The following is a 23526-nucleotide window of genomic DNA, read 5'->3' on the forward strand; positions in this document are numbered from 1 at the left end:
ATCGGCCTTGTTGGGGCCAGTTCGCGGATAAATGCGATTTCGTGCGTTAGGGCCTCGGGGCCGTCGGCCTGGATTAATTCGTTACCCTTCCTGCGGATCGCGCGACAGAACGCTGCGGCGGTTAGCCTGCCTGGGACACGCCCCCGCGATCGTGCGCCGAAGCGCTTTGGGCCGCATCTTGGCCTTCGGGCGACAGGCCGAAATCAACGGCGCCAACTCCATCGCCTGTCCGTCCGACAGCACCATGTCTCTTCACCTGAAACGGGACAACGTCAGACTTTGCAATCCGTTCGGGCGAGGCCAGGTCCGAGGACGGACCATGTTTCAGGGGGGCAAGCCATGGCAGAGCGCCAGCCCGGACGTTTTGCGGAACGTTCCTTCAGACACATGTGTAAGTGGAACGGGACGACGAAGGCTGGGGCGGGTAGAAACCTTTATGGAAGCGATCAAGCATCGTCTCAGAGACCTGTACGAGGGCGATAGCGACAGAGCACACCGATTTCGCTACGGCCTGCTTGTCTTCGATATCGCGACGATCCTTTTCATTGTGGTGTCGTCGTTCATGCCAAGGGCGCCGGTCGTGGAGGGACTCGATGTCCTCGTCGGCCTTGCAGTGCTCACGGACTTCGTCGCCCGATTCTCCATCGAGCGGCACCGCTGGCGGGAATTGCTGCGTCCGACCACCTGGGCCGACATCGCCGCACTGGTCTCCTTCCTCGCCCCCATTGTCGGCGAAGGAGCCGGGTTTCTGCGTATCCTGCGAACCTTACGGCTGCTGAGGACCTATCAACTCCTCGACCGCTTGCGCTCCGATAGCGGGTTTTTCCGCCGCAACGAGGAGGTGATCCTCGCCGCCGCCAACCTTTCGGTGTTCGTCTTCGTGATGACGGGGTTGGTATACGCCACTCAGCACCGCACCAATCCGGCTATCGCCAACTACGTCGATGCCTTGTACTTCACCGTCACCTCACTCACCACCACCGGCTATGGCGACGTGACCTTGCCTGGCACGTCCGGTCGCTTACTGTCCGTCGTGGTGATGATATGCGGAGTGACGCTGTTTCTGCGCCTCGCTCAAGTTCTGTTTCGTCCCAACAAGGTAAGGCATCCTTGTCCGGCCTGCGCTTTACAAAGGCACGAGCCGGATGCGGTTCACTGCAAGGCCTGCGGGACCGTGCTCAGCATTCCCGATGAGGGAGAGTACTGACCGGAAGGCGGCATGGTCGCGTAGATGCGGCGCCGGTCCACCGGGCTCACATGTCAGACAAGTGCCCTGGACGCGAGGTGGAGCCCGAGCCCCAACAGCCCGAGATAGAAGCAGCGTCGGAAGACGGGCTCACTCACACGGCCGCGCACCCACCCGCCCAGCTTCATGCCGAGGAGGGCAGGGACCAGGGCGAGCGCCGAGACACTGGCGATGCCGAGGTTCAGGATCCCGCTACCCGCCAGGGCGACGGCAAGCGCCACGGTGGACACCGTGAAGGAAAGCCCAAGGGCCTGGATGAGATCCTCCCGATTGAAACCCAATGCGGCGAGAAACGGTGCGGCGGGAATCGAGGAGACACCCGTGGCGGCCGTCACCAATCCCGTCGTCGCCCCAGCCAGAGGTGCCAGCCAGCGCTCGGCCCCTGGTGGGACTCTCAGGCGGGGGGCCGCGAGCCCGAGGATCGCAGAAGCGATCAGGGCGAGGCCCAAAGCAACGATGGCCCCACCTCCGAAATTTCCATGTAGGAGCGCAGCTGCCGCCAGGGTCCCAACGACACTCGCCGTGAGCATCGGCCAGAGGCGCCGCGCCAGCGTCCCGAAGCGCGGACCGGCCGCAAGCTGCCAGATGTTCGTCACGAAGGCCGGCACGACCAGGAGTGCGGCGGCCTGAGCCGGTGCCATGACCAAGCTGAGCAACCCCATGGCCACAGGCGGTAGGCCAAGCCCGACGACACCTTTGACGAACCCGGCAAGGAGGAAAGCGAAGGCTGCGACAGCGAGAGGGAACGGTTCGAGGGCGAGGGGCATGATGACCGGGAGATCCAAAGGCATGAGGCCCAGCCTGCCTCGCCCCTGACCCTGGCGCCGTCACGGCACAATATGGAAAACAGGGGCGTTGTGCATGCGGCGTCACGCAGGGCGATGGGCTAGGGTAAGATGACGGAAGACACCCTTACGGAAGCGAGCTTGCACGCGTTCCTTGGTGCCTTTTACGCCAGAGTTCAACGCGATCCCCTCATCGGGCCGGTTTTTGCCCGTGTCATCGCCAATGACGATTGGCCCCGCCACTTGGCTGTCATTCACGATTTCTGGTCCTCGGTGCTTCTGAAATCCGGCCGTTACAAGGGTAATCCCTTCGGCAAGCATCAGGGGCTCGGTGATCTGACGCCAGCCCATTTCGCCCGCTGGCTCGCGCTGTTCGAACAAGCGGCGAACGAGGAGTTCCCACCTGACATCGCGACGATCCTCATCGAGCGTGCTCACCGCATCGGCGACAGCTTGCAAGCGGGTCTTTTCTTCCGGCCGGGGATCCCGCGGGCGGAGACCTGAATTCGCGGACCGCTACAAAAGCGAGAGCTACCCTCAGCGTATTGCAACGAAGTGGTCGCTGACTGCTTAAAGGCCCGACTGGCTCTTCGACCGAAGGAATGAGAATGCGCGGCTCAGCACGAATGCATCATACAGGACCGCGTCGCGCCGCCGCCGCTGTGTCGGCCATTCTGCTTGGGATTTTGACGACGCCTGCTTTCGCCATCACGCCGGTGGGAGTGGAGAGCTGCGACGCGTTCCTCGATGCATATGCCCGGTGTGCTGCCAGCCCTGGAGTTCCGGAGGCGGCCCGCCCAGGCATTCGACAGGGCATCAACACGATGCGGGAGAGCTTCCGCGACACGGTCATGCGTAACGAGACGGCTCGGCCGACCGTGGCCTATCAATGTGCCCAGGCTCACGAGGCCGTACGCAAAAGCCTGATCGATGCCTTCAAATGCGATTTTCCGGCTGCGCCCTCAGCTTCGCAGGCTCTGCTGCAGACCCCACCGTCACCACCGAGAAGCACGGGTGCGCCCACCCGCACTGCGCCGCCGCCGACCCCCGAGGCTCAGGCGCTCGCCAAGGCCAATGCCTATACGGAGGCTCAGAACCATCTCGTCCGGTCCCACCCTCTCGAGCAGCAACTCGCCGATTATCGCCGCGACAATGAGCGGGTGCTCAAGCTCGGCACGAAGCTCGGAGCCAATGCGTGGTACCATTTCGGCATCGTGGATTTCGATGGAGTCATCGGTGAGTTGGAGAAGGCCATCGCCTTGCCTGGAGCGGTGCCCGAAATCGATGCCGAGGCGGCCCGATTGCTCGCGGCGCTGCGCGAGCTCAACCCCACGCTGAAGGCACTCACCCGCTATCAGACCACACGAGAATTCAAGGAGGACGGCTACAAATTCGCAAGGGAGCAGCACGCGATCCTCGTCCCCCGTGTCGAGGCCGCTGCCAAAGCGATGGAAACCTACGGCTCCGCGCTGTTCGAGCGTGAGATTGCCCGGGATGAGCGGCGCCTGGCGACGCTTCCGGAAGACGCGCCGGCGCGCCGTCTTCTCTCGACCAGCCTTACCTTGCGTCGCGCCGTGCGGCGCTTCGAGTCACTGGGACCGAAGGCAGATGTCGCCCCCTTTCTGGCGGCGCTGGCCGAGGTATCGAACGCCAACCGGCAGCTTGGCACGACCTTCGACGGCATGAGTCCGAAAGCCGACTCATCCTGCACGGGCTACACGGATACGGTCGCGAGCCTGATCGGGCATGGCCGGGATGTGGCGCGTGACATTCGCGCGAAAGGCGACCCGAGCCAGCCGGCGCAACGCTTCAACGACACCTACAATCGCTCGGTGCGGGATTTCGAATCGTGCCAGAAGAACGACGATCGCGTCCGTCCGGGCTGATGCAGCGCGAACAAGAATGACTGTAGCGCCCGGACGTCTCACGTCTCGACCGTCACGTCAGAAAGCTTCTTCCACGACCTCAAGGTCGGGCCTCGTCTACCCGCGACGATGGCCGGCCCGGGACGAGGCCTGACGCAACGTGTTCGCCTACATGGAGGGCTACGCTCGACCAGACTCATCACCTCCAATCGGTGATGCGTGATGTCGGTGAACAGGTGGAAGCAACGCCGCGTGAGATCGTTGACAATCTTTCGTATTCTTGATCATAAAGCAGCATCAAAACATAAATAAAATTCAACTTTCATCAGAAGCCATCGTAGTAATCAAAGAAGACGCGATCTGGATCGTGCTTATCTCTCAGGGCACAAAGCCGTTCCCATTTTTCAGGGGTGAAGGCTTGGGGAATATTGCTTGGCTGTTCGACCGTGTTCGTCTCGCCGATATAATATCCGGTATTGAAAGGGCGCAAGGTCGTCGTGATACGGCGATGCCATTCGGTGTTGGCGTCATCGTCTTCGGCCTTCCACCACATGGTCCACGGGCCACCGTAAACCTTGGAGGAGACGGAATAGGCCATGTCCTTCTGCGCGGCCGGGACATTGGGGCCGCAGAAGATGGTCAACAAGAAGACGGATGTCGCGGAAGGCGCGCTCGGCAGCAGGTGCAGGATGGCCTGCACCAACTCTCCCGGAGAGTGATCGGAATAGGTCGCCTCGACGCGAGAGCGGGCACCTTCCGGCCAGAAGGATCCTGACGCATCGAACAGCTGCTCGAAGGTAACGGGCGTCGCGAACGACGACGAAAGCGGCGGGATCGGAGCGTGCTCCAGCGCCTGCAGCGCGGCCTCCGCGGCGTGCGGCGTCTGCTCGAACGCCGTCGCCGTGACCATGCAAAGCCAGCCGTTCCGAGCGGCGGCCTGTCCTCTCAACTCCGGTGGGGCCTGTACGACGAACAGGCTCAGTTCGACCGCGGGAGACAGGCTCGGGGCTATCGTGCCGAGCCAGGTTCCGATCGCCGGTGCGTCCTCGAGCCGATAGTAATAGGTGCTGCCATGCATGGCTTCGGGCAGCCGATGAAGCTTGAGAAAGTATTTCGTGACGATCCCGAAGAATCCGGAGCCTGCGCCTCGGGCGGCCCAGAAGAAATCCGTGTTCTCGGTCGCGCTCGCCTTGATCAAGTCGCCCTGTGCCGTGACGAGTTCGATCGCCTCGACGCTCTCGGCTCCGCTCCCCCAGACGGTGGGGTTCCAGGCCATGCCACCACCGAGCAGATAGCCGCTCGCTTTCACTTGAGGACAATGGCCGGTGGGGAAGGCCAGCCCAAGGGGATTGAGCGCTTTCTGGATGTCACGATTGCTGATGATCGGCTGAATGACCGCCTTCAGGTTATCGGCATCGATGGAGATGATCTTCGTGAAATTCGAGAGATCGATCAGGATGCCGCCGTGACGCAACGAGGGCTGGCACCAGTTATGGCCGCCGCCGCGGACGACGACCTTCAGGCCGCTCGCGCGGGCGAACCGCACGGCCGCGACGACATCGTCCTCGTCCACGGCTCTCACGACGGCCTGGGGGGCACGGTCCGGGATCAGCCTGTTCCAGAGATTCCCATGGATCGCCTCGATGAACTGCGCATCGCCCGCAGCGAAGACCTCACCTTTGCAGGCGTCCCTCAGACCAACGATATTCATGGCGTCACGCAGTATGAAGGAGGAGCCCGCCCGGATGGGAGCAATCCGGGCGGAGGATCTTGCTTTGATCGGCGTTCGAGAGTCGGATTCAGTAGGGGACTCTGTCCGCCTTCTGGGCATACTTCTTCCAGACTTCGACGGCTTCCGTGCGCATGATCTGCGTTGTCGGAATGGAGCGCTCGGAGACATCCTTCTTGAGCTCGGCATAGATCATGCTGTCGTCGAAGCCGCCGTATTCCAGTGCGTCTTCCACCTGGGCGGCGTAGTAAACGCGCTTGATGCCGGCCCAGTACGCGGCCGCCATACACATCGGGCAGGGCTCGGCGCTGGTATAGAGAGTCGCATCGCGAAGCTTGAACGTCCCTTGCGACTTGCAGGCCTTGCGAATGGCCTCGATCTCTCCGTGCCATGTCGGATCGTTTTCCGCGACGACGCGATTGGCGCCCTCGGCGATGATCTCGCCATCCTGAACGATGACGCAGCCGAAGACGCCACCGGCACTCTCGACCAGGGAGGTCTTTTCGGACAACGCGATCGCCCGAGCCATGAAATCAGTGTGGTCGTGAGCCATTTCCAGTCTTCCTCGGTTGAGTGATTAGCTTATGCTGTGACGAACGATGACGAATGATTAAAACAGGTGGGAGAAGAAGAACATTTCGAGTCCGTAGAGTGCGGCCAGAATCGTCACGCCCAGCAACTCCTTGCGCCAGCGCTTGTGCGTATCCGGTTTCAGCCACCAGCCCAGGCCGAAAATCGCCACCGCCATCAGCGGCCATGAAACGAGCGAGACGCTGATGGCATTGCCGATGAAGGTGGAAACGGTCAGCGGCAATCCGTTCAGCAAGGGGCTGAGGAAGCGGATTTCCAGCATGACGACGGGAAACAGAACGAGCAGGACGAGGCAGGTCTGCTTCCAGGCGGGTGGCGGCGCGAGACGTTGCTCATTGGCGAACCACCCGGCGAACGGGTTGCTCATCCTGTGGCTCCGCCAGGTCGATACCTGGGGCGTCGCTTCGGCCAGGATCGCCTGTCTTTCCGGGGATTGCAGCCAGGCATCGAGGAAGGCCGGGCTTTCGAAGCGAACCAGCGTTGTCCAGTACGGGACTTCCGGCGACAGGGGCGCCTGGACGAGGGTACCCATATATCCTGGAAAGCGGGCCTGTCCCTGCTGAATACGTTCGGCCCAACGCCGAAACGCCTCTTCCTGCCCCGGCTTCACAACCGTCGTGATGACCTCCGTGACAGTCGTCGTGGAGTGATAATCCGGCGCCGCCTCATCGGCGTGTGGTCCCTTGCCGTCGCTTTCCAAGGCTGTGAGGCTTGCCAGGAGCGTAGCGCGCGCCTCGTCCTCGACCCATCGGGTCAGCGCTTCGGGCGAGCGGAACCGTTGGATGATTTGCCATTCGGCCGAGCCGGCGAAAGCCGGGATGATCTCGAGGCTGACGAAGTCATGGGATGCCGAGACGGCCCGGGTAAACTCGGCCTGCCACGTTGCGAAGCGAGCCTCCATGCCGGGCCGCACAGTGAGTTTCGTCACGACGGCCTTCGTCGTCCCGGTTTTGATTGCGCGCGACGCATCCTGCCGTAAGTCTAGACCGTCACTTGCATTCGGTTTTTCGATAACATCTTGGTTGTACGCCACCGAACTCATCCTGCGAATCCCATATCGCCCAAATACATGACTGGTTCGGTAGCCCTGTAGGTCATTGACCTACAGAAATTCACTTCCATGCTCGATTCTTGAGCAGCGAATGGAATTTAAATACAGAGATGAACGAAAATCATGAGCTTATTGTAAACATTTCAATCTTTGGGGAAAGTTCAAGTCAAACGAAGCTGATTGCTTTGATTGAAGGTTACTGAATTGTTTTTGCGGCGTGGGGCGGCATGGGGAGGGTACCTGAACGAGGGTGGTGCGGCGTGAAGCCGTGAAGCGTCGGCGCTGGTGCGCCTTCGTCCAAATGCTCCAGGTCGCTCACGCCGGGTGGGCGACACAGTCTGCGATGGCAGACTCGGGGCGTCGAGCGTCGGGCGTCGTGCGGACCAAGGCTGTCCGGTTGCCCGGGCCGGCGGGCGAGGGCTCTATCCGGCGGCGTGTACGGGTCTGTGAGACCGTATGGCTTATGGCTCACGGGCCTTGGCCGCCCGCGCGAAACGGATTCGCCTGAGGGTCATTCAGAAGCGTACGTGGCGTCTTGGACGGATCATGGTCGCATGACGTTGATCTCGTGTAGGTCGGTGACCTACAGGGGGGCGTAACAATGAGGAATCATACCCTGGTTGGCCGCTTCGCTCGGGGTAGACATGTCCTTGTTTCGGTTGCTGATCGTCGACGACCACCCGATCGTGCTGGCCGGCCTGAAGCTGTTGCTCCAGGGCAATGACCGCTTTGACGTGAGCGGAGAGGCCAACTCGGCCCGGACGGCCCGTATCGAGGCCGAACGAGTGCAGCCCGACATCATCGTTACCGATCTCATCATGGGGGACGGTGACGGCATCGCCTTGATCGAGGATCTGCGCGCCATCCTGCCGGCGGCCAGGATCATCGTCTATTCCAGCCGCGACGAAACGGTCTGGGGGCCTCTTGTGATCTATGCCGGCGCGCATGGCTACGTGGCGAAATCCGAACCGCTCGAAACCGTCGCCGTGGCCCTCGACCGCGTGGTGGCGGATGCGATCCATCTGAGCGAGCCGGTGCAACAGCTGCTGATCGGTGATCTCGCGCGTCGATGCGACCGTCGGACGGATATCGGCGCCCTATCCGGTCGCGAGCTTCAGGTTCTCCGGCTGATCGGCAGCGGTGCGACGCTGCAATCTCTGGCGAAGGAACTCGGGTTGAGCGTGAAGACCGTCGGTACCTATCGGGAGCGCCTGAAGGTCAAGCTCGGGCTGGACAGCGTGAGAATGCTCGAACGCTATGCGGCGGATCACCTCGCGGGGCGTCTCGATCCGTCATGAAAGGCAGGCCATCATGAAGAGTTGGCTGGCACGCTGGGACGTGTCCCCCGCCGAGCAGGCCGGCATGAGCTTCGGAGACATGCTGACCCTCGTCAATATTCGACGGGTCGAGATCGCCTGCATGCTGGGGCTGTTCACCAAGTCGATCGAGTTCGCCACCGGACTCAGGACCGTTCAGATCGCCGTTGAGATCGTGCTGGCGCTTTGCTTCCTGCTCGCCTCGCTGACGCTGCGACGCGGCGGTGGAACGTGGCTCCCGCGCGTCTTCGTCGTAATCTTCCTGGTTCTGACATTGCTCGATACTCAATGGGCGATCGCCGCGATGGGCGCCAAGGGGCGGCTGACGAGCGGATACCCCATGATGCTCCTGTCTCTGACCTTGCTGTTCGTGCTGCCGCCGCTCACCTTCGGGCTGACCTTGATCCCGCTGCTGCTCACCTATTGTTGGATCGTGCTCGGCACGGCGACGTTTCCCGCCGAGCAGGTCATCGCCATCGTCAATGCCGCGATCGTCTCGGTCATCGCCGTCGTCGCCGCAGCGCTGATCCATGCCGGACGTCGCAGCGATTACGAGCAGAAGCGCACCATCCGCCTGCAGAATGACCGGCTGATGGAGAGGAACGGCGAACTCGACACCCTGATGGCGATCACCGCCCATGACCTGCGCAGTCCCCTCTACGGGCTGCGCAACCTGTTCGATCTCGCCGTCCGGCGCGCAACGCGGGAGCCGGAATTGCCGCTCGTCGTCTTGCAGCAGGCGAGAGCGAGCATCGACGCGATGCTCGCTCTCGCGACCCGGCTGCTCGATGCGCACGCCGCCGAGCACCGGCCGCTCACGCGCCTCACCGACGAGGATGTGCGAGGGCATGTGCTGGCCGCCGCAGGCCGGACCAAGCCGCTCGCCCAATCCGCCGACGTCCGGATCGACGTGGATCTGCCGGATCGCCCGTTGGTCGCCACGCTCGACGCAGGAGCCCTGGCACAGATTCTCGACAATCTTCTCGGCAACGGCGTCCGCTACAGTCCGACGGGGGGCATCCTGACGGTCAGCGCCGCACAGGAGAGCGGAAACGTATCGATCCGGGTTCAGGATCGCGGACCGGGTATCGATCCTGCCCGTCACGATCTCCTGTTCAAGAAGTTCCATCAGTCCGTGGGGACGCGATCCGATGGACCGCCGAGCACGGGCATGGGGTTGTTCATCGTCGCGACGCTGTCCGAGCGCATGGGCGCGACGGTGCGTTGTGAACCCGGGACGAATGAGGGCGCGGTCTTCGTGGTAACGCTGTCCGCCGGCAAAGAATGAGCATCGGCGTTCCCACAGCGCCTGTCTACGACCCCTGCGCCAAGTGGCTGTCGCATATAGTGGGAAACGACCGACTTACGGAGCGAGCCGGAAGGCAGGCTCCAGCAGGCCACGTATTCCGGCGGCCACCAGGAGGGTGCGCCCGTGCTCGGGATCGGCGTCGCGTTCCTCCTGGCTCATGCCCTCATAGGCGCTGGTGATCAGCAGGCGATCGAGATCTGGCCCGGCGAATGTGGGGCATGAGGGGCGGGTCACCGGCAGGGGAATCGTCCGCACGCGCTCGCCCTCCGGGCTGTAGGCATCGATGCAGGATGCCCCCCAGCGGGCGCACCAGATGCGGCCCTCGGCATCGACCGCAGCGCCATCGAGGCCGCCATCCCCGCCGCGATGATCGTAGAGCGTCGACGGCTCGCCCGTCGGCAGGCCGGTGTTGGGGTCGAGGCTGACGCGCTTCAGCAGACCCGCATCGGTGTCGGCGAAATAGCCGGTCGCGCCATCGGGCGAGAAGCAGATGGCGTTCGGGATGGTGAGCGACCCGTAGAGGCGCGTCACCCGGGTACCGGCGACATGGTAGATCGCGCCACGCCCCGGCTCGGCATCGCGGCCCATGGTGCTGATCCACAGAGCGCCGCAGGGATGCACACGGCCGTCGTTGGAGCGGGTGCCTGCATCCTCCACCTCCAGCGGACAGAGCAGCGTGAGCTTCCCGTCACTCAGCCCGCGCAGGTAAAGCCCGTACTCGGCGGCGAGGAGATGACGGGTTTCGTCCACCGCGGCGACGGCGCTCGCCATGAAAGGCAGATCGTGCAGGCGCGCGGTGCCGTCCGCGAGCGACCTCTCGAACAGCTGCCGCTCCAGAATGTCGACCCACCATGCCGTGCCGGTTCGCGGATCGTAGCAGGGGCCCTCGCCGAGATGGCAGCGGTGCGCGTCGAGGATCGTCATCGTGTCCATGCTCGTCCTTCCTCGGGGCAGCCGCTCGCGGCGACCGGCATGCCTGTCATGCCGAAATATCCCCCGAGAGTATCCCCCGGGTCGAAGCATCCCCAAGTCGGGGCTTTCCGAAGTCGGGGCTTTCCGAAGTCGGAGCCTCCAATGTGGAATCTTCGGGTTTCGTGTGGGAACGATGAGTCCCCTCGGCATCCAGGATCGGGGCCACGAAAGATGCAGCGGGGCACAGCTCGATCTGCGCATACGCCTGCGATACCGGCATCGATTGTTCAACAGGTCTCCGCAGGCTATTCTGAAGGTCGTCGATATCCGTTGCGATCACTGTACAAGGTGCGTGATGCAACACTCGGGTCGATACAAGCGTCAGTGCTGCGAGGATACGCAAGCGGCCCGCGCGCCGAGGGCCAGGAGGCGCGCGGAAACGATGCCCGCGCGACGGAAACCGAGTCCTCCCGTCGCGTTAGATCGGCAGGCGCATCACATACCGCGCGATGGGTTGCTGAGAGGATTCGATGGAATACAGGCAGCTTGGCCGTTCCGGCCTTACCGTACCGGTGCTCAGCTTCGGCACGGGCACGTTCGGCGGGACAAACGAATTCTTTCAGCGCTGGGGCCAGACCGATGTCGCTGAGGCGACCCGCATGGTGGACCTTTGCCTGGATTCCGGTGTCAATTTCTTCGACACGGCCGACATCTACTCGGGAGGTGCCTCGGAGGAGATCCTGGGCCAGGCTCTGAAGGGCAAGCGCGAACGCGCGTTGATCTCCACCAAGGCGACTTTCCGCTTCAATGACGACCTGAACCAAGTCGGCTCCTCGCGCCATCATCTGGTTCGTGCCTGCGAGGCCAGCCTGAAGCGGCTCGGTACCGAGCATATCGACGTCTACTTCATGCACGGATTCGACGCACTCACCCCCGTGGAGGAGACGCTTCGGGCGCTCGACGATCTCACCCGCTCGGGCAAGATCGGCTATATCGGTGCCTCGAACTTTTCCGGCTGGCACCTGATGAAGGCGCTCGCCACATCCGAGCGCTATGGGCTCGCTCGCTACGTGGCCTATCAGGGCTACTATTCCCTGATCGGGCGGCATTACGAGTGGGAGCTGATGCCGCTCGGCATCGACCAGGGCGTGGGCCTGATGGTTTGGAGTCCGCTTGGCTGGGGCCGTCTGACCGGCAAAATTCGCCGTGGGCAGCCGAACCAGAGCGGCCGCATCGCCGCGGGCGGCGCCGAGGGCGGGCCGCCGGTGTCGAACGAGTACCTCTTTGGCGTGGTCGATGCGCTGGATGATGTGGCGGCGGAGACCGGCAGGACGGTGGCGCAGGTCGCCCTGAATTGGCTGCTGACCCGGCCCACCGTGTGCAACATCGTCGTTGGCGCCCGCACCGAGGAGCAGCTCAAGCAGAACCTTGCCGTTCTCGACTGGACGCTGACGCCCGAGCAGGTGGCCCGCCTCGATGCGTCGAGCCAAGAGACGCCGATCTATCCCTATTGGCACCAGAAGGGGTTCGACGAGCGCAACCCCAAGCCGACGACTTGGTAAAACGGCTCTTCGTCTATCGTCTTGAGCGGTGCGCTCGTTACGCGTGCACCTGCTCTCGCTTGGCAGCGCGGCCTGCGTGGTGTCGCATTCCGCCCGTTTCGACTGGAAAACGGCCTTATGCGTCGTTGCCGACCAACTCGGAGATCATGCAGGCTCATCGGTCAGGCTGACTGAGGGCCCGCGGACGGCCACCACGCGGCCGCGCGGGCAGGCTTCAAACCATCGAACAATGGAGGCTACATCTCGAGCAAGGCAGGAAGCCGTTGCGGTGGCTTACCAAAGTGCACGTGGCAGCCGCCGCTTCCAACGCTCGCCCGGCCGTAGAGCCGCTGCCTGCTGAGCGCGCCGTGCGGTCCGCGCTTGAGCCAAAGCAGGCCCACTGACGCCACCGGATGGCTGTATCGAGTCGGGGCTCGCGACAACCGGTGTATCGTCGAGCTCGTCGTCCGCATCGGCAAACGAAAGTGCCGAGTCGACCTGCGCCACGACCTTCTGCTTACGTTTGGTCGGTGGCTTCACGCGTTGCACGCGTGGCAGTCGCTCCTCTTCTGGCGCTTTGACGACCTCGGGAGCGTCCGGCTCATCGGGCATGGCAAACATCGGCACGAGACTCGGCAGGACACGCCGAGCGGGCGGCTCGGCGGGCGCCACTGACGGTGCAGGCTCGGGATGAGCGAGGCGCAGGGGCTGCATATCGGCCGGCTTGTCGGCCACAGCTGCCTGCAGGTCCCCCCACAGGTCGTCGCCGACGCGGGAACGTGCTGGGGCGTCGGGGAGCGAGGCGCGGGACGTACGGGTGTGCTTGATTTCGACCGTGAAAGGTCGCGCGCTACGGCGCTTCATGTATGAGATAATCCTGAGATCGACACGCTCAAGGACGCAAGACGCGTCGGCAGCGAATGCTTAGCATATGAGGAACAGATGATGCTTGTCCAGTGAGATACAAGCACAAGCCGTTTTATCTTAGATGAATGCATGTTGGCGCAACCGCCGGATCGATGCATCCGCAGTGCGATGATGGATGAAGATGCCTCCAGCCTGCTCCCAAAGGGGCCGGTATTTCTCCCGGTCATCCACGAGGGCGTCGCCAGGACGGCAATGTTCTCGTTTCAGCGCGGCACTCGTGGTGATCACCTCGACACCGGGGAAATACCGGGCCGCCCAGAGGCGTTTCTGTGGCTCAGCCCAGTTTCCCCGCGGAAGACCCGTGAGGATGATGGGCTCGAGGTGGCGAACCGCCTCATACAGTTCCATGGCATCCGGCATCAACGGTAGCTCACCGAAGAAGTTGTTGAGCGAGGCAAGCTCGCCCCAGAAACGCTTCAGGCCAAAACGCCGCTCGAATTCCGCCGGTGACATCCCGAAGGCTTGCTTCGCGCCGGCATCGAAATCGGCCAGCACGCCATCGCAATCCAGGAACACCGTTGGCATGGACAGTATGGCCTCAGAAATCGTGTGTCGTTGATCTGGAGGAAGAACAGGGACGTACGATCTTCGTCTGCGACCGGTCAGAGGCTTTTCGAGACGACACCGAAAGCCAGCAGGACATACGCACCGACGAAGAACCAGGTCCGGTACTTGACCACAGTGGGACCAATGGTCGGAAGGCGCAAATAGAGGCTGGCGACGGCGAGGCCGATCAGCACCAGCGAGAGAAGGAAGGTCAGACGGCGTGGAGGCGAGAGGTGCAGCATAACCCGATCCTGGCGCCGTGTGGTTGAGGAGTCGTGAAGGAGTCGGCATCCGTGCCGGACGGCGTATTGGCGCGGTATCCTATGAAGAGCCCGTTCTTCGGCGAATGTTTCGACAACCGATCCCTCGGCGCGCCCGTCACCGCCTCCGGTCCGAGACGGACTCCTGCCAAACTATGTCGCGACCGGCGGGAGCAACGATAACGGCGCTCGCTGGCCGAATGTCAGCCTGTGCCGGCCGCCTGGAGTTGCACCCGACCACGTTGGGTCGGGTGCAACTCCAGGCCTTTGTTTTGCAGCGCTCTTTTTCGCCGAACCGGCATCCACTTCGGCGGTGAGCGCTCTAGGACTGGTTCTGCGCGGCAGGCCTGTCGCCTTCGGCGAGGAGGAAAGGGAGCAGCACGGCAGTGAATGCCTCGGGGTGTGAGTAGTTGATCCCGTGGGCCGCACCGGGAATGACGGCAAGGCGTCCGCGCGGCAGGCTTTCGGCGAGGATCGTGACGAACGCGTAGGGGACGATGTAATCACGGGCGCCCCACACCACGAGCGTGGGCTGCATGACGCGGAGCGCCTTCTCTCCGATGCGGTTGCCGACCATGCTGTGCAAGGTCAGGATATATCGGTTGATCCCGCCCCGCGTATAATCGCTCAGCGCCACCCAGGCCAGCGACCAGCGCTCGAACGGCGCGATGGCCAAGAACCCCGCAACCTGCCGGAAGAGGCTCCTCGCCTCCGGGTCTGGCGTGGGCCCCTGCAGAACCAGGCGGTCGACGAGGTGGGGGTGAACGATCGCCAGTTCGACCAGTATCTCGCAGCCGAGCGAGTTGCCGATAAAAGCCGCGCGCTTCAGGTCGAGGGCCTGCATCCAGGCGGCCAGCGCATCGGCGAGTTCGCGAACGGTGAGCACGTGCCGGGGCTTGTCGCTCAAGCCGAAGCCGGGCAGGTCGGGGGCGTAGACCTTCAGGTGAGGGCCAAGATGCCTCGCGAGCGGGACCATGTATCGGCTGGACATTCCCAGCCCATGGACCAGGATCACGGGTAGTCGATCATCCGGCACGGCATCGATGGAGACAAGGGCATGGATGATCTGGCCGTCGACGCGGGTCCGCCTCGCCGCGAGCCGTCCCGGACCTGCGTGGCGAGCCTCGCCGGCACGCCGCCACGGTAGGATAGCGGCCATGGCCAGGCGGGCCAGGATCCCGCCAGCCGTTGCACCGATCCACCGCAGGGACACGCCCATATTCCCGGTTCCGCCGCATCCGCTCTCGAACTCGAAGCCGAAGAGAACCGGCCCCGCGAGACGCGAGCGCTCGCGAGATCGTTTCAGAGGGCCGGGCTTTGGGTCATGCACCGGGACTTGAGGCCAGTCGAGTGCGGGCACGCAGACTTGTGGGCGCGTTGCTATGTCTGCGGTCGAACCGCGTCAAATGCCGTACCCGGACTGGTCGCGCAGACTTCAACTCGCGAGCCGCTGAGTCTGACGTTTCGCGGCATCGAAAGCCTGAAGATCGAGGGCGAGGGCGATGACCTTGCCGCTTGTCAGGCGCGTCGGGTCGATGAAGCTTCCGATGCCATGCTGCAAGTAAATTTCTTCAACTTCTGGGGTTCGCATGGCGCCACCCATGGTCCAGTTGGGAAAGGAACGGCCCTGAACGTTCCGTGCATCCAGAATGGTAGCACTTGTATGGCGCGGATCGCGGGCGATGCGCGTATAGGTGCTACTCACTTGTGCTTGGTCGCCCTCAAGAACCTGGATGAACCAGGTTTTATCGAATATGAGAAAACCGGTAATCCCATCACGGCTGTTGTTGCGCTGTGAGGCCGAGACGATGTCACGCAAATTCATAAGCATGGAGCGATCGTTGCCGGCAACAACGTTTCGGCTATAGTAAACAAGCTGATGTATCATTGCAGATTTTTGTCCATCACGTTTAGCATGGCACGATCAAACGAGCTCCCCTCGTGCCGTGCGGACAGACAACGTAGAAAAGAGCGGCTGGTTTGGCCCATGAGGCGGAGAAAATTCTTTGGGTTAATACATACCTTTTACATCAAAAAGGCTAGGCATCCGGGCGGATGCTGAGAGGCATTGACGTTGTTGCCAAGCCGATCGTCCGTCTTTCACAGAGCGGCAGCATGGCCATCCGTTGAATGGGTGTTGTAAGGGAGCCCCCATCATCCTGTCGGTCGCAACGGGCTCTTCCCCGCGAGGGAGCAGAGCGTTGTCAGGATCGCACGAACATCGAGGACATGGTCTGCATGGTAGATAAGACGAGACCTGCGCAGTCACGCTTGGGGCTGGCCGCGACGGTGGCCTTCGCAATCCTGCTCGCAGGCGTCGGCACCCTGGGCTGGCGCTGGTACAGCTACGTCACGGCCGGACAAACGCCCTATGACGAGGTTGGCATCGAAGTGAATCACCGCCTGCCAGAGTCGCTGCGGTCGTGGGGCTGCGAGCGCATCAAAGAACGCTTCCCGCGCTCGGTGCCACCCTATGGCTGCCAGCCCGGACAGATCTGATACGTATCGAATCTCGTCCGTTATCGACTGTCTGCGCGTTGAACAGCCTGTTCGAGTAGAAGACAGACGAAGGCTGCGATGTGGAGATCTGCGAGCGCGCTGGAATACCATTCGTCATCCTTGACGATTCGGCGGAAGCGCGTGCCTCCGGCGCAGGAGCGTTCCACCGCCCGCCTGCAAAGCAGATCTTGACTTGGCCACCTGAACCGAGTGGCTCAGCGCTGCTCGCTTGCCTTCCTACTGACGGGCGGACAAGTCGCGGACCGCAAGGCAGGAGCCTTGCTCCTCGAGCGCTCGCCCCGGTGCCGGATCCTGCTCGCCGACAAAGGCTACGACAGCGATGCCATTCGCCGGCAGATCGAAGTGACAGGAGCCGCCCCCAACATCCCGCCAAAGTCCAACCGGCGCTGGAAGCCCTGCTTCTCGCCGGTCCTCTACCAGGGCTGCAACGCCGTCGAGCGCATGTTCGGCCGCATCAAGGACTTCCGTCGCAGCGCCACGCGATACGACGGGTCTGCAGCCCACTAACTCAAAGCTGCCTGCATCGCTGCAACCATCAGCTATTGGTTATGAGTCCAAATCCTAATTTGTCGAAAAATTGGCGCACCCGACACGATTCGAACGTGTGACCTTTGCCTTCGGAGGGCAACGCTCTATCCAGCTGAGCTACGGGTGCTGACCGTGGATGACACCTAACCCAAGCCGTGGCCCCGCGCAACGGTGTCGGCGGTCAAAGCGGCGTTTCGCCATGCGAGACTCGGATCGCCATCCGGAGCAGCATTGGGCGCACACGTTCATGCATCTCACCGGCCCCCGATGCGCCGGCATGGTCCGATCCTCGACGAACCTCTCCCGTAACGGAGCCGGGCTTCAGTTGGCGCCGCGCACGAAGGCGTAGCGACCGACCGTGGCGGCTTCTCCGCGATAGCGCACGCCTTCGCCATGGGCTGGGGGTGTCTCAGCGCGGTCGAGGGCTTTGGTCGTGATATCCACCCGGTGATCGGGATAGCGTGGGGTCAGGGCGAGCAAGGAATGCCTCAGGCGAGCCAGTTCGGCCCGCAATGCGGCGTTCTCGCGTTCGATCTGCCCGAGATGGGCGACGCCTGCCGGCGGTAGACCGCCGAGGCGGCGACGCCAGCGGTAGAACGTGCCGACGGAGATATGAGCCGTCTCGCAGATGGCCGAAATGGGAGTCCCATTCTCGGCTTCCCTAAGGAGAAAGGCGACCTCCTGATCGGTGTGTCGGCATCGACGCATGTGTAGACCTTCGCGATCGAAGATGGGGTTTGGCTTCGAGCAAGATGCACCAGCAAGAAGCGCACCGTGGAATGGCAGGTCAGGCCGGCGAATAGCTGACGGCGCAAATGCGAATTTTGACGTTTTGCATCGGATCCAGCCCATGTTGCAGGCGGTCCGATGACCTTTTGCGCATCCCAGGGGGACCATGCAGCCTATTTGACCTTCCGTTCAGTCCTGAGGAATTGGAAACTTCGGGTCGTATCGGGGGAGGTTCGAAGCCCATGGTCGATGTCACGAGGCGTCATTTCATCGGGACCGCGGCGGCGCTCGCCGCCCCCGCAATCATCCGTCCGGCCTGGGCAGCCGACACGGTCAAGCTCGGATGCCTGTTCTCCTCCTCGGGCACGATGGCCAATATCGAAGGCCGCCTGAACCATGTGGTGCGCATGGCGGCCGATGGAATCAATGCCAAGGGCGGCGTCAACGGACGCCGGATCGAGGTGGTGACCTCGGACCCGGCCTCGGATTGGCCGCTCTACGCCCAGATCGGCCGGCAGATGCTGCAGCAGGAGAAGGTCGCCGCCCTGTTCGGCTGCTGGACCTCGGTCTCGCGCAAGTCGGTCCTGCCGGTGGTGGAGCAGAATGACGGGCTGTTGTTCTATCCTCTTCACTTCGAAGGCGACGAGAATTCGAAGAACGTCGTCTATGTGAATTCACCGCCGGCGAGCTCGGTGCTGCCTGCGGTGGATTACCTGATGGGTGCCGAGGGCGTCGGGGCCAAACGCTTCTTCATGATCGGCTCCGATTACGTCTGGCCGCGCACGATCAACAAGCAACTCAAGGCCTATTGGGCATCGAAGGGGGTGGCGGCGACGGCCTGGCGCGAGGAATACGTGCCCCTGGGTTTCTCCAACTTCCAGACCCTGGTGAACCAGATTCGCAGCTTCGCCGCCGAGCCCGGCGGGCAACCGATCGTCGTGCTCACGGTGGTGGGCTCGTCGATTCCGGATTTCCTGCGCGAATTCGCCAACCAGGGCATCCGGGCCACCGATGTGCCGATCCTCGGCCTCGATATGGTGGAGGCCGATCTCGAAGGACTGGATACGGCGCCTCTCGTCGGCCACCTCAATTGCTGGGCCTATCTCCAGGCGGCGAAGGCGGAGGCCAATACCCGGTTCCTTGCGGATTGGGCTGCTTACGTGAAGGCCAAATCCGTGCCCTTCAGCGCCGACACCGTCATCGATCCGATGGTCTCGGCCTATGACAGCGTTCAGCTCTGGGCCCTGGCGGCGGCGAAGGCCGGGAGCTTCGACGTGCCCGAAGTGCGCAAGGCCTTCGCCGGCCTGAGCTTCGCCGATCCCTCCGGCTACACACTGACGATGACGGGAGAGAACAACTACGTCGCCCGCGGCGTCTTCATCGGCTCGGTCAACGAGAAGCAGGGCTTCGACATCCTCTGGCAATCGCCCGACGCCCCCAAACCCGTGCCGTTCAGCCCGTATGGTTGAGAGCCTGAAATCCTGGCTCTGCGGCGCGATCCTGCTCGTCGCCGGTCTGATGCAGCCGGCCTTCGGAGCGTCGCCTAGCTTCGAGCGCGCGGGCTTCGCGGTCGGCCTGTGCGGTGACGGGGCCGCGCAGAGCCGGGTGCTCGCTGCGCTGATCCGGTCGAGCGGTGAGGTAACGGCCGGGGATCTCGCTTTCGCCGGCATCCTGCTGGGCGGCTTGCTTGAGAGACGCCTCGTCTGCCTCGGCGATACGGCTGTTCTGCTCGAGAAAGCCGGGGCGCCGGACGGGCGCGAGGTTGTGAGCGGCGCGGTTCGTTCCGCGAATGGCGGACGCTCGCCGGTGCTCGGCCTCCGCCAGCGCGGCCTCGTGGAGACCGCCCTCGGCATTTCGACCCTGATCGCGGGCGAGACGGTGGAGCTTCGACGGACGGGGTTGGCAGCCGTCGAGCGGCGCATGGCGGGCGTCCCCGATGCCGTGCTGGTGCGGGCGCAGGACAACGAGAGCGATGCCGGATTAAAGACGGCAATCGGCGTGGCGGCACAGGGAGCGGCCTTGTCCTCGCCCGATCCGGCGCGTCGCTTGGCGGCGATCCGGGCGGTGGCCGAGGCTCCCTCGGGTGCTGCCTTCTCGCGGCTCTCCGCCCTGAAGAGTGATCCGGCCTATCGCGCCGACCCCGCCTTCCGTGCGGCTTTGGAGGCCGCGATCGCCAAGGTCGAACGCGCTGTGTGGATCGGCAACGGCCTCGCGCTCCTCTACAACGGCTTGAGCTTCGCCAGCATCCTGTTCATGGCCGCCGCGGGGCTGGCGATCATTTTCGGACTGATGGGCGTGATCAACCTCGCACAGGGCGAGTTCATCATGGTCGGCGCCTATGCGGCCTATGCCGTGCAGGAGGCGTTCCGCCGTTTCGCTCCGGGCTTCCTCGACCTCTACCTCCTCGCGGCGATCCCCGTCGCCTTCCTCGCCGCCGCCATGGTGGGGATCGTCATCGAAGCGCTGATCCTGCGCCACCTCTATCGTCGACCGTTGATGAGCCTGCTCGCCACCTGGGCAGTGAGCCTGTTCCTCATCAATTTCGTGCGCGTGGTCTTCGGATCGCAGAACCTGCAATTCGCCATGCCGTCCTACGTGAGCGGCGGCGTGCCCCTCTATGCCGATTTCATCGTGACCTGGAACCGGCTCTTCGCCATCGCCTTTGCGGCGATCACCCTGGTGCTGACGCTCCTGATCCTGAAGCGCTCGCCGCTCGGCCTCGACATCCGTGCGGTGACGCAGAATCGCGACATGGCGGCCTGTCTCGGCATCCGCACCCGCCGGGTCGACCGCCTCGCCTTCGGCTTCGGCTCGGGACTGGCGGGGCTCGCCGGTGTGGCCCTCTGCCCGATCTACAGCGTCAATCCGGGCATGGGCGCGACCTTCATCGTCGACAGTTTCATGGTGGTGGTGCTCGGTGGCGTCGGTACCGTCATCGGCACCCTCGTGGCGGCCCTCGGCATCGGCGGGGCCAACGTCCTGATCGAGCCGTTCTACGGCGCGGTCGCCGCCAAGGTCATCGTGCTCGTGGGCATCATTCTCTTCCTCCAGCGCCGGCCCGAAGGGCTGTTCGCCGTCAGGCGTCGGCGATGAGCGAGGCCGTGGAACCCTCGCGGATGACACAATCTCGACCCATGCCGGCGTTCCGCTGGCTTCTTCCGGCTTTGAGGGGAGATCCCTTGCTGGCGGCGGTGATCGGTCTCGTCCTCGCCGGCGCGCTCGCAATCCTCCTGCTGCAACCCGCCCCCTACCTCGTCAACATGGTCGGCCAACTCGCGGCCTTCGCGATCCTCGCCGTCTCCCTCGATCTGGTCTGGGGCTATCTCGGCATTCTCAGCCTGGGGCATGGCCTGTTTTTCGCCATCGGCGGCTACGTCTGCGCGATGCACCTGCTCTCCCACGCCTATGCCGTCACCGGCGTGGCGCCGGACCTGATGCAGTTCATGGGTTGGAAGACCCTGCCGCTCTATTGGTCCGGTTTCGCGAGCGCGCCGTATGCCTTGGTCGTGGCCCTGGTCCTGTCGGCCGCCATCGCTTTCCTGTTCGGCTATGCCTCGTTCCGCTCGCGGGTGAACGGCGTCTACTTCTCGATCATCAGCCAGGCCCTGGTCTATGTCGCCATGCTGCTGATGTTCCGGAACGATACCGGTCTCGGCGGGAATAACGGCATGACCGGATTCCCGCTCCTGTTCGGCTATCCCATCGGCGCGCCCGGCATGGTCACGGGTCTGGCCGTGGCGACGCTGCTGGCCCTGGCCCTGATCCTCGTGGGCACGCGTGCCCTTGTGGTCGGCCGTATCGGCCGGCGCATGCTGGCCTGCCGCGACGACGAGGCCCGCCTGCGCACCCTCGGCTACAGCACGACGCGCCTGAAGCTCTGGATCTGGTGCCTCTCCGCGACGATCGCCGCCATCGCCGGGATCCTCTACGTGCCTCAGGTCGGCATCATCAACCCGCGCGTGCTGAGCCCCGATCTCTCCATCGAGATCGCAGTCTGGGTCGCCATCGGCGGGATGGGAAGGCTCGGCGGCGCGGTGATCGGCGCCGTGGCGGTCAACGCCCTCAAGTTCTGGCTGAGCGCCGCGATGCCGGAGGCGTGGCCCTTCATCCTGTCGGGGCTCGTCCTCGTCGTGGTGCTGGGGCTGCCGAACGGCCTCCTCGACCTCGCGGCCCTGCGCCTGAAGCCGACCTGGCTGCGGCGCGGCGGGAGGCTCGGATGAGCGCCCTGACCATCGACAATCTGAGCGTCGTGTTCGGGCGGTTCCGCGCCCTGGACGAGCTGTCACTGGCCATCGATCCTGGTGAGGTCCGGGCGGTGATCGGTCCGAACGGCGCCGGCAAGACCACCCTTCTCGACGCCATCACGGGCATCGCCAAACCGACCTCGGGCCGCATCATGCTCGGCGACGACCTCGACCTGACCCGTCGCTCGGAGGCCGAGATCGCCCGTGCGGGCGTGCGTCGCAAGTTCCAGAAGCCCAGCGTCTTTCCTGCCCTGACCGTGCGCGAAAACCTTGAGATCGGCTGTGGCCTCGACTGCCCGATCTCCGAGCGATCCGACCGCATCGCGGTATCCCTCGCCGAGACCGGGTTGGAGACGCGTGCGGACACCCTCGCCGGTTCCCTGGCGCACGGGGAGAAGCAATGGTTGGAGATCGGCATGGTCCTGGCTTCGCAGCCGAAGCTGGTCCTCCTCGACGAGCCGGTAGCAGGATTGTCCGATGCCGAGACCGCACGCACCGCCGATCTCATCCGATCCCTGCGCCGGCCCGACCGAGCCATCCTGGTGATCGAGCACGACATGGAATTCGTCGAGGCGATCGCCGACCGGGTGACCGTGCTGCACGAGGGCCGCACCCTGTTCGAGGGCGGGATGGAGGGTGCGCGCGCCGATTCACGGGTCATCGAGGTGTTCCTCGGCCGATGAGCGACGTGTCCCCCTCCCTTTCCCCGGTTCCGCTCGGCTTGTCCGTCACCGGCCTCGACCAGCATTACGGCAGCGCGCAAGTCCTGCGGAACGTCGACCTGTCCATCGAGCCGGGTTCCTGCCTGGCGGTGCTGGGCCGCAACGGCGCCGGCAAGACGACGCTGTTGCGCTGTCTTGCCGGCCTGATTCCGGTGAGCCGTGGCTGCATCACCCTCGGCGAGACCGACATCACCGACATGGCTCCCGACCGGCGGGCGCGGGCGGGCCTCGCCATCGTGCCGCAAGGGCGCGAGATCTTCGCCGACCTCACCGTGGCCGAGAACCTGCGTGTCGCCGCCCGGGCACATGGGCTGGACCGCACCGACGCCGTGGATGAAGCGGTCGCCTCGTTCCCGGCCCTGCGCGACCTGTGGAACCGGCCCGGCGGCAATCTCTCGGGCGGTCAGCAGCAGCAACTCGCCATCGCCCGCGCGCTGAGCACACGCCCCCGCCTCATCCTCCTCGACGAGCCCACGGAAGGCATTCAACCCTCCATCGTCTCGGCGATCGAGACCGTGATCGAAGAGCTCAAAGGCCGGATCACCGTGCTCCTCGTGGAGCAATATCTCGAATTCGCGGTTCGCCTCGCCGATTCCTTCGTCGTGCTCTCGCGCGGCAACGTGGTCGAACGGGGCACGCGCGAGACCTTGGACCACGCCACCCTGTCCCGGCACATCGCTGTCTGACCAGCCGCCATCAGACCTT

At 63.8% G+C, this 23526-nt stretch carries 23 protein-coding genes, 1 tRNA gene and 1 pseudogene; 13 read left to right on the plus strand and 12 right to left on the minus strand.

From position 1 onward, the window contains the following. The first annotated feature begins 436 nt into the window (after positions 1–436). Positions 437–1207: a potassium channel family protein gene (locus ACYQML_RS06525; protein WP_056428304.1), complete on the plus strand. Its 771-nt coding sequence runs from the start codon at positions 437–439 to the stop codon at positions 1205–1207. A gap of 53 nt (positions 1208–1260) precedes the next feature. Here the strand turns inward: ACYQML_RS06525 and ACYQML_RS06530 are convergent, their stop codons facing one another. Beyond that, on the minus strand, positions 1261–2037 hold the full coding sequence (locus ACYQML_RS06530; RefSeq protein ID WP_461235047.1) for a sulfite exporter TauE/SafE family protein: 777 nt from the start codon (positions 2035–2037) through the stop codon (positions 1261–1263). Positions 2038–2142: 105 nt separating this feature from the next. Between ACYQML_RS06530 and ACYQML_RS06535 the strand changes: the two genes are divergently transcribed. Both ACYQML_RS06535 and ACYQML_RS06540 read left to right on the plus strand, forming a co-directional pair. Next, the gene (locus tag ACYQML_RS06535) at positions 2143–2535 is read left to right on the plus strand and encodes a group III truncated hemoglobin (RefSeq protein ID WP_461235048.1); all 393 of its coding nucleotides are present in this window, start codon (positions 2143–2145) and stop codon (positions 2533–2535) included. A 320-nt stretch (positions 2536–2855) separates the two neighbouring features. After that, entirely contained in the window at positions 2856–3917 is a 1062-nt protein-coding gene (locus tag ACYQML_RS06540; protein WP_461235049.1) for a DUF3829 domain-containing protein, read from the plus strand. A gap of 304 nt (positions 3918–4221) precedes the next feature. Here ACYQML_RS06540 and ACYQML_RS06545 read toward each other — a convergent pair whose 3' ends face one another. The 3 genes from ACYQML_RS06545 to ACYQML_RS06555 form a co-directional block, all read right to left on the minus strand. Beyond that, positions 4222–5607: an FAD-binding oxidoreductase gene (locus ACYQML_RS06545; protein WP_461235681.1), complete on the minus strand. Its 1386-nt coding sequence runs from the start codon at positions 5605–5607 to the stop codon at positions 4222–4224. A gap of 88 nt (positions 5608–5695) precedes the next feature. Beyond that, on the minus strand, positions 5696–6178 hold the full coding sequence (locus ACYQML_RS06550) for a nucleoside deaminase (RefSeq protein ID WP_018043743.1): 483 nt from the start codon (positions 6176–6178) through the stop codon (positions 5696–5698). A gap of 57 nt (positions 6179–6235) precedes the next feature. Continuing rightward, complete coding sequence (locus tag ACYQML_RS06555; protein ID WP_461235050.1) at positions 6236–7249, minus strand: antibiotic biosynthesis monooxygenase; 1014 nt, start codon at positions 7247–7249, stop codon at positions 6236–6238. Between the two features lie 668 nt (positions 7250–7917). Here ACYQML_RS06555 and ACYQML_RS06560 point away from each other — a divergent pair. Both ACYQML_RS06560 and ACYQML_RS06565 read left to right on the plus strand, forming a co-directional pair. Continuing rightward, complete coding sequence (locus ACYQML_RS06560; protein ID WP_461235051.1) at positions 7918–8565, plus strand: response regulator transcription factor; 648 nt, start codon at positions 7918–7920, stop codon at positions 8563–8565. Positions 8566–8578: 13 nt separating this feature from the next. Then, the gene (locus ACYQML_RS06565; RefSeq protein WP_162239901.1) at positions 8579–9871 is read left to right on the plus strand and encodes a sensor histidine kinase; all 1293 of its coding nucleotides are present in this window, start codon (positions 8579–8581) and stop codon (positions 9869–9871) included. A 75-nt stretch (positions 9872–9946) separates the two neighbouring features. On the opposite strand, the gene ACYQML_RS06570 is transcribed toward ACYQML_RS06565, so the two are convergent. After that, positions 9947–10825: an SMP-30/gluconolactonase/LRE family protein gene (locus ACYQML_RS06570; RefSeq protein ID WP_056428280.1), complete on the minus strand. Its 879-nt coding sequence runs from the start codon at positions 10823–10825 to the stop codon at positions 9947–9949. Positions 10826–11334: 509 nt separating this feature from the next. Here ACYQML_RS06570 and ACYQML_RS06575 point away from each other — a divergent pair. Further along, positions 11335–12366, plus strand: coding sequence for an aldo/keto reductase (locus tag ACYQML_RS06575; protein WP_419953445.1), 1032 nt, complete (start codon positions 11335–11337; stop codon positions 12364–12366). 273 nt (positions 12367–12639) lie between these two features. Here ACYQML_RS06575 and ACYQML_RS06580 read toward each other — a convergent pair whose 3' ends face one another. The 5 genes from ACYQML_RS06580 to ACYQML_RS06600 form a co-directional block, all read right to left on the minus strand. Then, positions 12640–13209, minus strand: coding sequence for a hypothetical protein (locus ACYQML_RS06580; RefSeq protein ID WP_461235052.1), 570 nt, complete (start codon positions 13207–13209; stop codon positions 12640–12642). 120 nt (positions 13210–13329) lie between these two features. After that, positions 13330–13797 (minus strand): hypothetical protein, encoded by a 468-nt coding sequence (locus tag ACYQML_RS06585; RefSeq protein WP_461235053.1) that lies wholly within the window; start codon positions 13795–13797, stop codon positions 13330–13332. Between the two features lie 77 nt (positions 13798–13874). Next, entirely contained in the window at positions 13875–14060 is a 186-nt protein-coding gene (locus ACYQML_RS06590) for a hypothetical protein (protein ID WP_461235054.1), read from the minus strand. A gap of 340 nt (positions 14061–14400) precedes the next feature. Next, a complete protein-coding gene (locus ACYQML_RS06595; protein ID WP_461235055.1) occupies positions 14401–15297 on the minus strand; it encodes an alpha/beta fold hydrolase in 897 nt (298 codons plus the stop codon). A gap of 216 nt (positions 15298–15513) precedes the next feature. Further along, complete coding sequence (locus ACYQML_RS06600) at positions 15514–15966, minus strand: BLUF domain-containing protein (protein ID WP_056428264.1); 453 nt, start codon at positions 15964–15966, stop codon at positions 15514–15516. Between the two features lie 350 nt (positions 15967–16316). On the opposite strand from ACYQML_RS06600, the gene ACYQML_RS06605 reads away from it, so the two are divergent. Both ACYQML_RS06605 and ACYQML_RS06610 read left to right on the plus strand, forming a co-directional pair. Further along, the gene (locus tag ACYQML_RS06605) at positions 16317–16577 is read left to right on the plus strand and encodes a hypothetical protein (protein WP_461235056.1); all 261 of its coding nucleotides are present in this window, start codon (positions 16317–16319) and stop codon (positions 16575–16577) included. 228 nt (positions 16578–16805) lie between these two features. Beyond that, positions 16806–17105 (plus strand): annotated as a pseudogene (locus ACYQML_RS06610) (transposase); the annotation flags it as partial. Between the two features lie 71 nt (positions 17106–17176). On the opposite strand, the gene ACYQML_RS06615 reads toward ACYQML_RS06610, so the two are convergent. Together ACYQML_RS06615 and ACYQML_RS06620 are read right to left on the minus strand one after the other, a co-directional pair. Then, positions 17177–17253, minus strand: a tRNA-Arg gene (locus ACYQML_RS06615). A 194-nt stretch (positions 17254–17447) separates the two neighbouring features. After that, complete coding sequence (locus ACYQML_RS06620) at positions 17448–17834, minus strand: transposase (RefSeq protein ID WP_056428224.1); 387 nt, start codon at positions 17832–17834, stop codon at positions 17448–17450. Between the two features lie 263 nt (positions 17835–18097). Between ACYQML_RS06620 and ACYQML_RS06625 the strand changes: the two genes are divergently transcribed. From ACYQML_RS06625 to urtE, 5 genes are read left to right on the plus strand one after another with little or no spacing between them, the layout of a single operon-like run. Continuing rightward, positions 18098–19324, plus strand: coding sequence for a transporter substrate-binding protein (locus ACYQML_RS06625; RefSeq protein WP_311275953.1), 1227 nt, complete (start codon positions 18098–18100; stop codon positions 19322–19324). Next, positions 19317–20948, plus strand: a complete 1632-nt coding sequence (urtB, locus tag ACYQML_RS06630; RefSeq protein WP_461235057.1) for an urea ABC transporter permease subunit UrtB — start codon at positions 19317–19319, stop codon at positions 20946–20948. Before ACYQML_RS06625 ends, urtB begins: the two co-directional genes overlap by 8 nt. A gap of 23 nt (positions 20949–20971) precedes the next feature. Further along, positions 20972–22075 carry an urea ABC transporter permease subunit UrtC gene (gene urtC / locus ACYQML_RS06635; RefSeq protein WP_461235058.1) on the plus strand — a complete coding sequence of 368 codons (1104 nt, stop codon included), beginning with the start codon at positions 20972–20974 and terminating at the stop codon, positions 22073–22075. Continuing rightward, positions 22072–22782: an ATP-binding cassette domain-containing protein gene (locus tag ACYQML_RS06640; protein WP_461235059.1), complete on the plus strand. Its 711-nt coding sequence runs from the start codon at positions 22072–22074 to the stop codon at positions 22780–22782. The genes urtC and ACYQML_RS06640 overlap by 4 nt, the downstream gene beginning before the upstream one ends. Continuing rightward, positions 22779–23507, plus strand: a complete 729-nt coding sequence (gene urtE / locus ACYQML_RS06645; RefSeq protein WP_461235060.1) for an urea ABC transporter ATP-binding subunit UrtE — start codon at positions 22779–22781, stop codon at positions 23505–23507. The genes ACYQML_RS06640 and urtE overlap by 4 nt, the downstream gene beginning before the upstream one ends. The last annotated feature ends 19 nt before the right edge of the window (positions 23508–23526 follow it).

The organism is Methylobacterium sp. CM6244 (assembly GCF_054817885.1).